Genomic DNA, 10949 nt, shown 5'->3' on the forward strand with positions numbered 1-10949 from the left:
AAAACTGGCGCTTCCAGGTCGCCCCGACCGGGCGCGGCCCCCCCCCCCCCTCCCCCCCCCCCCCCCCGCCCCCCTCTCCCCCCCCCCCCCCCCCCAGGCCCGTCAGACCTCTTCGACGCTGCTCGGCTCGCGCCGGGACAGGTCGATACCGAGCTCCTCCGCCGCGCGGAAGACGTCCTCGTCGGTGTCGCGCATCTCGATGGACATGCCGTCCGAGGACAGCACCTCCACGTTGAGGCAGAGCGACTGCATTTCCTTGATGAGCACCTTGAAGGACTCGGGAATGCCCGGCTCAGGGATGTTCTCGCCCTTGACGATGGCCTCGTAGACCTTCACGCGGCCGGTCACGTCGTCGGACTTGATCGTCAGGAGTTCCTGGAGGGCGTAGGCGGCGCCGTACGCCTCGAGCGCCCACACCTCCATCTCACCGAATCGCTGACCACCGAACTGCGCCTTACCACCCAGCGGCTGCTGCGTGATCATCGAGTACGGACCGGTCGAACGGGCGTGGAGCTTGTCGTCGACCAGGTGGTGCAGCTTGAGGATGTACATGTACCCGACCGAGATCGGGTCCGGGAACGGCTCGCCGGAGCGGCCGTCGAACAGGCGCGCCTTACCGGTCGGGAGCACCATGCGCTCGCCGTCGCGGTTCGGGATGGTGTGCTGGAGCAGACCGGCCAGCTCGTCCTCGCGGGCGCCGTCGAACACCGGGGTGGCGACGTTGGTGCCGGGGGCGACCTGGTCGGCGCCGATCGCCTGGAGGCGCTGCGCCCACTCGTCCGCGAGGCCGGAGACGTCCCAGCCGCGGCTGGCGAGCCAGCCGAGGTGGATCTCCAGGACCTGTCCCGGGTTCATTCGGGACGGGACACCCAGCGGGTTCAGGATGATGTCGACCGGAGTTCCGTCCTCGAGGAACGGCATGTCCTCGATCGGAAGGATCTTCGAGATAACACCCTTGTTGCCGTGGCGGCCGGCGAGCTTGTCACCGTCGGTGATCTTGCGCTTCTGGGCGACGTAGACGCGGACCAGCTGGTTCACGCCCGGAGGAAGCTCGTCGCCCTCCTCGCGGTCGAAGACGCGGACACCGATGACCTTGCCGATCTCACCGTGAGGGACCTTGAGCGAGGTGTCACGCACCTCGCGGGCCTTCTCACCGAAGATCGCGCGGAGCAGGCGCTCCTCGGGGGTCAGCTCGGTCTCACCCTTGGGCGTGACCTTGCCGACGAGGATGTCGCCGGCGACGACGTCCGCACCGATGCGGATGATGCCGCGCTCGTCGAGGTCGGCGAGGACCTCCTCGGAGACGTTCGGGATGTCCCGGGTGATCTCCTCGGGGCCCAGCTTGGTGTCACGGGCGTCGACCTCGTGCTCCTCGATGTGGATCGAGGAGAGGACGTCGTCCTGCACGAGGCGCTGCGACAGGATGATCGCGTCCTCGTAGTTGTGGCCTTCCCACGGCATGAACGCGACGAGCAGGTTCTTGCCGAGGGCCATCTCGCCCTCTTCGGTGGCCGGGCCGTCGGCGAGGACCTGGGCCTCGACGATCCGGTCACCCTCGTTGACGATCACCTTCTGGTTGACCGAGGTGCCCTGGTTCGAGCGGGAGAACTTGGCGACGCGGTACGTGGTGTACGTGCCGTCGTCGTTGGCGACGGTGATGTAGTCGGCCGAGACCTCCTGGACGACACCGTCCTTCTCCGCCTTGATCGAGTCGCCGGCGTCGACCGCGCAGCGGTACTCCATGCCGGTGCCGACGAGCGGGGCCTCCGCCTTGATGAGCGGAACGGCCTGGCGCATCATGTTCGCGCCCATGAGGGCACGGTTGGCGTCGTCGTGCTCCAGGAAGGGGATCATCGCGGTGGCGACGGACACCATCTGGCGCGGCGAGACGTCCATGTAGTCCACGTCGGACGGCTCGACGTAGTCGACCTCGCCACCACGCTTGCGGACCAGGACGCGGTTCTCGGTGAAGCGCAGCTCGTCGTCCAGGCGGGCGTTCGCCTGGGCGATGACGAAGCGGTCTTCCTCGTCGGCGGTGACGTAGTCGACCTCGTCGGTCACGGCGCCGTCGACGACCTTGCGGTACGGGGTCTCGATGAAACCGAACGCGTTGACGCGGCCGTAGGACGCGAGCGAGCCGATCAGACCGATGTTCGGGCCTTCGGGGGTCTCGATCGGACACATGCGGCCGTAGTGCGACGGGTGCACGTCACGGACCTCGAAGCCGGCCCGCTCACGGGAGAGACCGCCGGGACCCAGCGCCGAGAGACGACGCTTGTGCGTCAGACCCGACAGCGGGTTGTTCTGGTCCATGAACTGCGACAGCTGGCTGGTGCCGAAGAACTCCTTGATGGAGGCGACGACCGGCCGGATGTTGATCAGGGTCTGCGGCGTGATCGCCTCGACGTCCTGAGTGGTCATCCGCTCGCGCACGACGCGCTCCATACGAGCCAGACCCGTGCGGACCTGGTTCTGGATGAGCTCGCCGACGTTGCGCAGACGACGGTTGCCGAAGTGGTCGATGTCGTCGGTCTCGACGACGATCGAACGGCCCGACTCGCCGATGGTCTCGGTCTCGCCCGCGTGGAGCTTCACGAGGTACTTGATCGTGGCGATGATGTCGTCGGTGGTGAGCACACCGGCGTCGAGCGGCTCGTCGGCGCCGAGCTTCTTGTTCACCTTGTAGCGGCCGACCTTCGCGAGGTCGTAGCGCTTCGGGTTGAAGTAGAGGTTCTCGAGCAGCGTCTGAGCGGCCTCGCGGGTCGGCGGCTCGCCCGGGCGGAGCTTGCGGTAGATGTCGAGCAGCGCGTCGTCCTGGCCCTGGGTGTGGTCCTTCTCCAGGGTGGCGCGCATGGACTCGTACTCGCCGAACTCCTCGAGGATCTGCTCGGTGGTCCAGCCGAGAGCCTTCAGGAGGACGGTGACGGACTGCTTGCGCTTGCGGTCGATGCGGACACCGACCATGTCGCGCTTGTCGACCTCCATCTCCAGCCAGGCACCCCGGGACGGGATGATCTTGGCGGAGAAGATGTCCTTGTCGGAGGTCTTGTCGATGGAGGAATCGAAGTAGACACCCGGGGAACGGACGAGCTGCGACACGACGACGCGCTCGGTGCCGTTGATGACGAAGGTGCCCTTGTTGGTCATGAGCGGGAAGTCGCCCATGAAGACCGTCTGAGACTTGATCTCACCGGTCTCGTTGTTCGTGAACTCGGCGGTGACGAAGAGCGGCGCCGCGTAGGTGAAGTCGCGCTCCTTGCACTCGTCGACAGAGTTCTTCGCCGGCTCGAACCGGTGGTCGCGGAACGTCAGCGACATCGACCCGGAGAAGTCCTCGATCGGCGAGATCTCCTCGAAGATCTCTTCCAGACCGGACTTGGTGGGGACGTCCTGTCCACTCTCAAGCGCCGACTCGACGCGGGACTTCCAGGCGGCGTTGCCGAGCAGCCAGTCAAAGCTCTCGGTCTGCAGCGCCAGGAGGTTCGGAACCTCGAGGGGCTCCTTGATCTTTGCAAAGGAGATGCGCAGCGGGGCGGTGCTGGCACCGTTGTTCGTATTGGTCGAGGCGTTGCGCGAGGCGGCCAAGAGGGGGTCCTTCCGAGGGCTCGGACTCACTACGCGCGTACCGGTCCCAGCCGACACAGAAGACAAGATGCTTCCGATCTGGCTAAAAGGCCAGGTCAGAGCGGTCAGTCAGATGTGCTCTAGCGTGGGCATGCCCCTGGCGACGGGCAGGGGGCAGCTAACAGGCAGCGCAAAGGGTCAGTGTAGCCACTCGGCTCACTGATGTCCAGACCAGGTTTCCGGAAACCGGCAACAGGCCCTTCCCTACTCGTTCAACCAACACGCTGCGTCCCTGCGTACACAGAGCGCGTATGAGTACTGCCCTCTTCGTAGTCGATCCATGCCTCGGATCTCGGATCGAGCCCGGCGACCTCACGACGGGACTGAGAATTGCGCGCCGCTGGCCGTTCGTCAAGGCCCCGTGCTCCGAGCGGATCATCTCCGGACCCTGCTTCGGGACAACGAAGATCACCCTACTCCCCAACGAGACCAGGGCAAGTCAGGCACTGCGGATACGCCAAAGGGCGACCACCCTTACGGGTGATCGCCCTTTGCAGAGGCCGTCAGACGGCCTCAGAGGTGTTACTTGACCTCGACGCCCGCACCGGCGGCCTTGAGGGCCTCGGCGGCCTTGTCAGCGGCCTCCTTGTTGACCTTCTCGAGGACCGGCTTCGGGGTGCCGTCGACGAGGTCCTTGGCCTCCTTCAGACCCAGGGAGGTCAGCTCGCGCACGACCTTGATGACCTGGATCTTCTTGTCGCCGGCGCCGGTGAGGATGACGTCGAACTCGTCCTTCTCCTCGACCTCGGCAACGGCACCGGCGCCCGGGGCACCCGGGGCGGCAACGGCGACGGCCGCGGCGGCGGTGACGTCGAACTTCTCCTCGAAGGCCTTCACGAACTCGGAGAGCTCGATGAGGGTCATCTCCTCGAACTGGGCGAGGAGGTCGTCCTGAGAGAGCTTCGCCATGATGGGCGATCCTTCCACTAATTCGGCAGGTGCCGGATGTATAGAGAGGCGGGCGTAACGGCCCGCTACGACCCACGCACTAGGCGGCGTGGATCAGTGCGCGAGCCGAATTACTCGGCACCGCCCTGCTCGGCGAGCTTGACGCGAAGCGCTTCCGCAGTGCGGACGAACTTCGACGGCAGCGCCTGGAAGAGCGAGGCAGCCTGGGACTGCTTGCCCTTGAACGCGCCGGCCAGCTTGCTGAGCAGAACCTCGCGGGACTCGAGGTCCGCGAGCTGCTTGATCTCATCGGCGGTCAGCGCCTTGCCGTCAAGGACACCGCCCTTGATGATGAGATTCGGGTTCTCCTTGGCGAAGTCACGAAGACCCTTGGCCGACTCCACCGGGTCACCGGTGATGAAGGCGGCACCCGTCGGACCAGTGAACTGGTCGTCGAGCGAGGTGATCCCGGCGTTGTTAGCCGCAATCTTGGTCAGCGTGTTCTTCACCACGGCGTACTGGGCGTTCTCACCGAGCGAACGACGCAGCGTCTTGAGCTGCGCGACGGTGAGACCCCGGTACTCGGTCAGCACAACGGCGTTCGAGCTGCGGAACTTGTCCTCAAGCTCGGCTACGTCGGCAGCCTTGTCGGGCCTTGCCATAGAGCGTCGGCCTCCTTCCGGGTGATGAGGACCGCTCAGAAGGGCCGTACATACAAAACGCCCCGGCGCAGGCGCCAGGGCGTAGCTCGACCGGAAGAAATCCGGGAGCATTCCACAGTCACCTGCGCGGGTCGTCCGCAGTAGCGGATCCTTCGGCCACCGCACCCTTCCAGGCACGGCAACGACCAGCGGTCTTTGGCTTCTGGTGAAGCGTACGCGAATCAACCGTTGCAGAGCAAATCCGCCCGTACGGCGGATCCGCTCCACGCGTTCTGCCTGGTCAGCCCTGGTCGGTCCCGGAGCCGGTGCCCGAGTCCTTCATCATTTCGGCGAGGTCCACGACCTGGTCGGCCGACGGGGCGGTGATGTCGACCGGCTTGTTGTAGTCCACGAACGTGATCGTGATGTCCATCGGGCCCTGGGTGCCCTCACCGCGGGTGCGGACCCGCTTGGTGTGGTCGCTCTCGTCGATCCACATGTCCACGTCCAGGCTCTTGATGCCCTCGGCCTCCAGCTTCTGGACGGACTTCTCCCGGCGCTCCTTGACCTCGGGCGTCTCCGAGGCGAGCGAGGCCCGCATCTGCTCCGTGGTGACGGTCCCGCGGACGTGCTTGGTCTTCACGCCGTCGACGGTCTCGTCGCCGACGGTCTTGAGGTCCTCGGCCGCCAGCAGCTGGTCGGCCCGGTCCCCCGGGTTCTCGCCGGAGCTGTTCACCCCGCCGCCCGCGCGGTCCAGCTTCTTGGCGGTCGCCGGGTCCAGGGCGTTCATGTCGAACTTCAGGTACTTGCCCTCGGACCCGATGAACATGGCCCCGTCGACGAGCCGGAGGTCCATCGACCCGGCGCCGGCGCCCTGCGTGGCCATCTTCATCGACATGGCCACGGACGGCTTGATCCGCATGGACACCTCGCCGGACAGCTGCTGTCCGGCGGTGGTCCCGGACATGGTGTAGCGGAGGGAGGTGATCTCCTCGGACTTCTTCTTGGCCTTCCGCAGGTACGCGGCCGGGGTCGCGTCCGCGGCGCCCTGGGCCGCCGGGCCGGACGGAGAGGCTTGTGCGGCCGGCTTGGCCGCCGCCTTGCCGCCGTCCGCCTTCTTCCCGTCCTCGCAGGCCGTGGTGGCCCCGCCCACGAGCAGTACGGCGGCCAGCGCGGCCCCTGCGGTCTTCTTGCGGTACGTCAGCATGGAGTCCCCACCCCTGGTGTGATCGATAACCGTATGACCATACGGCCTGTATTCCGTGGACGCTTCTGGATATGGGGCGTCCGGCCCGTACCGCCCCCTGGCAAAGAAAACGGGCCCTCCGCTCCCCGGAGGGAGCGGAGGGCCCGTTCAGCCACTCAGGCGAGCCGTGAGGCTCAGACAGCAGCCGGGTCTTCCTCGACGAGGAGGTTCCGGGTGCGGTTGGAGTCCAGCTGGATGCCGGGGCCCATCGTGGTGCTGAGGGCGGCCTTCTTGATGTAGCGGCCCTTGGCGGCGGACGGCTTCAGACGGATGATCTCGTCCAGAGCGGCGCCGTAGTTCTCGACCAGCTGCTCATCGGTGAAGGAGACCTTGCCGATGATGAAGTGCAGGTTCGAGTGCTTGTCGACGCGGAACTCGATCTTGCCACCCTTGATCTCGGTGACAGCCTTGGCGACGTCCATGGTGACGGTGCCGGTCTTCGGGTTCGGCATGAGACCACGCGGACCGAGCACGCGGCCGAGGCGGCCGACCTTGCCCATGAGGTCCGGGGTCGCCACGACGGCGTCGAACTCGTTGAGGCGGTTGCCCTTGGCGATCTCGTTGATCAGCTCGTCGTCGCCGACGATGTCGGCGCCGGCGGCTTCCGCGGCCGCAGCACGGTCACCGGTCGCGAAGACCAGGACCCGGGCGGTCTTACCGGTGCCGTGCGGGAGGTTCACGGTGCCGCGGACCATCTGGTCGGCCTTGCGCGGGTCGACACCCAGGCGGAAGGCAACCTCGACGGTGGCGTCGAACTTGGTGGTGCTGGTGTCCTTGGCGAGACGGACGGCCTCGAGGGGAGCGTAGAGCTTCTCCCGGTCGACCTTGGCGTCCGCAGCGCGGAGAGTCTTGCTGCGCTTCACTTCTGCTCCTGTGTAAGTGCTTCAGGCATGGAGTCGTGGTACGGGCCAGCGCTTGGCCCTACCACTGGGGAACTGCGAGGGGCTGGATCAGCCCTCGACCGTGATACCCATCGAACGGGCGGTGCCGGCGATGATCTTCTCGGCGGCGTCGATGTCGTTCGCGTTGAGGTCGGGCATCTTGATCGTGGCGATCTCGCGGACCTGGTCACGCGTGAGCTTCGCGACCTTGGTCTTGTGCGGCTCGCCGGAGCCCTTCTCGATGCCGGCGCTCTTCAGGATGAGGCGCGCGGCCGGCGGGGTCTTGGTGATGAAGGTGAAGGAACGGTCCTCGTAGACCGTGATCTCCACCGGCACGACCATGCCACGCTGCGACTCGGTCGCGGCGTTGTAGGCCTTGCAGAACTCCATGATGTTGACGCCGTGCTGACCGAGCGCGGGGCCGACCGGCGGAGCCGGGTTGGCCGCACCGGCCTTGATCTGGAGCTTGATAAGCCCCGTGACCTTCTTCTTCTTGGGAGGCATTGCTCTCTCCGGGTCCTAGTGAGAGTTTTCAGCCATCCTTCCGGTCATCCGGATGGAGGCATACCGCACCACGATAACGGGTATCAGTGCGGGGCTAAAAACCGAGCAGGTCAGACCGCCCTTCACGGGCTGGTCTGACCTGTTTCGGAAGCGTTGAATCCGGAAGATCAGTTCTTCTGGATCTGGTCGAAGCTCAGCTCGACCGGGGTCTCGCGGCCGAAGATCTCGACGAGGCCCTTGACCTTCTTCGAGTCCGGGTTGATCTCGTTGATCGTCGCCTGGAGCGTGGCGAAGGGGCCGTCGGTGACGGTGACCGAGTCGCCGACCTCGAAGTCCAGGACCTCGATGGTGCGCTTGACGGCGGGCGCGGGCAGACCGGCCTCTTCGGCAGCCTGCTTGGCGGCCTTCTCCTGCGCCTCGGGGGCGAGCATCTTGACGATCTCGTCGAGGGTCAGCGGGTACGGGTCGTACGCGTTGCCGACGAAGCCCGTGACACCCGGGGTGTTGCGGACGACGCCCCAGGACTCGTTCGTCAGATCCATGCGGACGAGAACGTAACCGGGCAGCTTGTTCTGCCGGACGTTCTTGCGCTCGCCGTTCTTGATCTGGACGATCTCTTCCTCGGGCACCTCGGCCTGGTAGATGAACTCCTCGACGTTCAGCGAGACGGCGCGCTGCTCGAGGTTCGCCTTCACGCGCTTCTCGTAGCCCGCGTAGGTGTGGATCACGTACCACTCGCCGGGGAGCAGGCGCAGCTCCTCGCGGAGGGCCTGGATGGGGTCGACGGGCTCGGCCGGAGCGGCTTCCTCGGCGTCCTCGACCTCGACCTCGGTCTCAGTCTCGGCCTCGATGTCGCCCTCGTCCTCGGCGTCTTCGTCGGTCTCGTCGGTCTCGGACTCGGCGTCGACCTCGTCCTCGACGTGCAGCGCGGCTTCCTCGGCGGCGATGCCGGCCTCGGCATCGGCGAGCTCGACCTCGTCGGGGTCCACAGCGTCCGCCGCCTCGACGATGTCGAGCTCGTCCTCGACGGACTCGACGGAGTCGTGGCTCACGTTCAGGTTCGGGTCAGACACGGTGGCTGCTTCTTCCTGGATACAAAAGGTGGTCGAACATGCGAAAACGGGCGGCACCCATCAAGGCGCCGCCCTCCGCGGGGATCAGCCGAAGACGAACTTGATGGCTTCCTGGAACCCATAGTCAATCACGGTCACCAGACCGATCATGATGACGACGAAGACAATCACCACGGTGGTGTACGTCGAGAGCTGGTTACGGGTGGGCCAGACGACCTTGCGGAGTTCCGCGACGATCTGGCGGTAGAACAGCGCGAGGCGCCCGAAGGGGCCCTTCTTTCCGCGCTTGCCGCCCTTGCGGGCCTTCTTCTCGCGAGAGTCGCTGTCGGCGTCAGGCATGTCGATGGAGCCCAGGGCGTCCGTCACGTCTCTCACCTGAATCCGGGTCGTGGCCGTTGCCGCGCCCGGTTGCGCCGCACGGCGTTGCATCGAAGTACGTACCTGCGCACACATCCGAGAAGGAGTGTGAAGCAGGGCCGGAGGGACTCGAACCCCCAACCGCTGGTTTTGGAGACCAGTGCTCTACCAATTGAGCTACGACCCTTTGTTGCGTGCCCCAACCTACCGCATCCGGGCGAGTGCACGGAGTGCTCACGCTCTGGGGCGGCTGTTGAGGACCAACGACAGGTGAGTGTACGTGGTCCGGGCCCTGACGTCGAACAGAAGACATCCGGATCTGCTCCGTCCGGTGACTGAAACGGTGTGCCGCCCTTCTCGCACGTCTGGGACGATTGGCCCCATGACCTCTGCAACGCCTTCCTCCGAGCGCCGGGTGTCTGCCCGTATCGGCGCCATTTCCGAGTCCGCCACCCTCGCCGTCGACGCCAAGGCCAAGGCCCTCAAGGCCGCCGGCCGTCCGGTGATCGGCTTCGGCGCGGGCGAGCCCGACTTCCCGACGCCGGACTACATCGTCGAGGCGGCGGTCGAGGCCTGCCGCGACCCGAAGTTCCACCGCTACACCCCGGCCGGCGGCCTGCCCGAGCTGAAGAAGGCCATCGCCGCCAAGACGCTGCGCGACTCCGGCTACGAGGTCGACGCCTCCCAGGTCCTCGTGACCAACGGCGGCAAGCAGGCCATCTACGAGGCCTTCGCGGCGATCCTCGACCCGGGCGACGAGGTCATCGTCCCCGCCCCGTACTGGACCACCTACCCGGAGTCGATCCGCCTCGCCGGCGGTGTCCCGGTCGAGGTCGTGGCCGACGAGACCACCGGCTACCGCGTCTCCGTGGAGCAGCTCGAGGCCGCGCGCACCGAGCGCACCAAGGTCGTCCTGTTCGTCTCCCCCTCCAACCCGACCGGGGCGGTCTACAGCGAGGAGGACGCCCGCGCGATCGGCGAGTGGGCCGCCGAGCACGGCCTGTGGGTGCTGACCGACGAGATCTACGAGCACCTCGTGTACGGGGACGCGAAGTTCACCTCGCTGCCCGTGCTGGTGCCGGCCCTGCGCGACAAGTGCGTCATCGTCAACGGCGTCGCCAAGACGTACGCCATGACCGGCTGGCGCGTGGGCTGGGTGATCGCCCCGCAGGACGTCATCAAGGCCGCGACCAACCTCCAGTCGCACGCCACCTCCAACGTCTCCAACGTGGCCCAGGTCGCCGCGCTGGCCGCCGTCTCGGGCAACCTGGACGCCGTCGCCGAGATGCGCAAGGCCTTCGACCGCCGCCGCCAGACGATGGTGAGGATGCTCAACGAGATCGACGGCGTCTTCTGCCCGACCCCCGAGGGCGCGTTCTACGCGTACCCGTCGGTCAAGGAGCTGCTCGGCAAGGAGATCCGCGGCAAGCGCCCGCAGACCTCCGTCGAGCTCGCCGCGCTGATCCTCGACGAGGCCGAGGTCGCGGTCGTCCCGGGCGAGGCCTTCGGCACCCCCGGCTACCTGCGCCTGTCGTACGCCCTGGGCGACGAGGACCTGGTCGAGGGCGTCTCCCGCGTCCAGAAGCTCCTCGCGGAGGCCAAGGCTTAGGCCCGCGGCGGTCCCGCGACCAGGTCCTGGGGGGGGGGGGGGGGGGGGGGGGGGGGGGGGGGGGGGGGGGGGGGGCGGGGGGGGGGGGGGGGGGGGGGATGTGTGGTGTGGCTTGGGGGAGGAAGA

The 10949-nt window shown here is 66.8% G+C and carries 9 protein-coding genes and 1 tRNA gene; 1 reads left to right on the forward strand and 9 read right to left on the reverse strand.

Features of this window, described 5'->3' with window-relative positions; genetic code table 11:
• Positions 1-102: 102 nt before the first annotated feature.
• From rpoB to ACZ4WZ_RS13375, 9 genes are all read right to left on the reverse strand, one after another.
• Complete coding sequence (gene rpoB, locus ACZ4WZ_RS13335) at positions 103-3585, reverse strand: DNA-directed RNA polymerase subunit beta (protein ID WP_388934864.1); 3483 nt, start codon at positions 3583-3585, stop codon at positions 103-105.
• A 561-nt stretch (positions 3586-4146) separates the two neighbouring features.
• A complete protein-coding gene (rplL, locus tag ACZ4WZ_RS13340; RefSeq protein ID WP_388934867.1) occupies positions 4147-4533 on the reverse strand; it encodes a 50S ribosomal protein L7/L12 in 387 nt (128 codons plus the stop codon).
• A gap of 110 nt (positions 4534-4643) precedes the next feature.
• Positions 4644-5174 (reverse strand): 50S ribosomal protein L10, encoded by a 531-nt coding sequence (rplJ, locus tag ACZ4WZ_RS13345; protein ID WP_361606076.1) that lies wholly within the window; start codon positions 5172-5174, stop codon positions 4644-4646.
• Positions 5175-5454: 280 nt separating this feature from the next.
• Entirely contained in the window at positions 5455-6360 is a 906-nt protein-coding gene (locus tag ACZ4WZ_RS13350; protein WP_467889176.1) for an SCO4651 family lipoprotein, read from the reverse strand.
• 173 nt (positions 6361-6533) lie between these two features.
• Positions 6534-7262 (reverse strand): 50S ribosomal protein L1, encoded by a 729-nt coding sequence (gene rplA / locus ACZ4WZ_RS13355; protein ID WP_388934875.1) that lies wholly within the window; start codon positions 7260-7262, stop codon positions 6534-6536.
• A gap of 87 nt (positions 7263-7349) precedes the next feature.
• A complete protein-coding gene (rplK, locus tag ACZ4WZ_RS13360) occupies positions 7350-7784 on the reverse strand; it encodes a 50S ribosomal protein L11 (RefSeq protein ID WP_007265885.1) in 435 nt (144 codons plus the stop codon).
• A gap of 167 nt (positions 7785-7951) precedes the next feature.
• Positions 7952-8857 (reverse strand): transcription termination/antitermination protein NusG, encoded by a 906-nt coding sequence (nusG, locus tag ACZ4WZ_RS13365; protein ID WP_467889179.1) that lies wholly within the window; start codon positions 8855-8857, stop codon positions 7952-7954.
• 84 nt (positions 8858-8941) lie between these two features.
• Positions 8942-9223 carry a preprotein translocase subunit SecE gene (gene secE, locus ACZ4WZ_RS13370; RefSeq protein WP_467889578.1) on the reverse strand — a complete coding sequence of 94 codons (282 nt, stop codon included), beginning with the start codon at positions 9221-9223 and terminating at the stop codon, positions 8942-8944.
• 105 nt (positions 9224-9328) lie between these two features.
• Positions 9329-9401, reverse strand: a tRNA-Trp gene (locus ACZ4WZ_RS13375).
• Between the two features lie 195 nt (positions 9402-9596).
• Between ACZ4WZ_RS13375 and ACZ4WZ_RS13380 the strand changes: the two genes are divergently transcribed.
• Positions 9597-10823, forward strand: a complete 1227-nt coding sequence (locus tag ACZ4WZ_RS13380) for a pyridoxal phosphate-dependent aminotransferase (protein WP_467889182.1) — start codon at positions 9597-9599, stop codon at positions 10821-10823.
• Positions 10824-10949: the final 126 nt, after the last annotated feature.

This window comes from Streptomyces sp. NPDC029122 (assembly GCF_055569445.1).

What these genes read in the sequence shown, in the direction of transcription:
- rplL (WP_388934867.1), bottom strand. Translation starts at nt 4,533, where the DNA reads ATGGCGAAGCTCTCTCAGGACGACCTCCTCGCCCAGTTCGAGGAGATG.
- ACZ4WZ_RS13380 (WP_467889182.1), top strand. Translation starts at nt 9,597, where the DNA reads ATGACCTCTGCAACGCCTTCCTCCGAGCGCCGGGTGTCTGCCCGTATC.
- ACZ4WZ_RS13350 (WP_467889176.1), bottom strand. Translation starts at nt 6,360, where the DNA reads ATGCTGACGTACCGCAAGAAGACCGCAGGGGCCGCGCTGGCCGCCGTA.
- rplK (WP_007265885.1), bottom strand. Translation starts at nt 7,784, where the DNA reads ATGCCTCCCAAGAAGAAGAAGGTCACGGGGCTTATCAAGCTCCAGATC.
- rplJ (WP_361606076.1), bottom strand. Translation starts at nt 5,174, where the DNA reads ATGGCAAGGCCCGACAAGGCTGCCGACGTAGCCGAGCTTGAGGACAAG.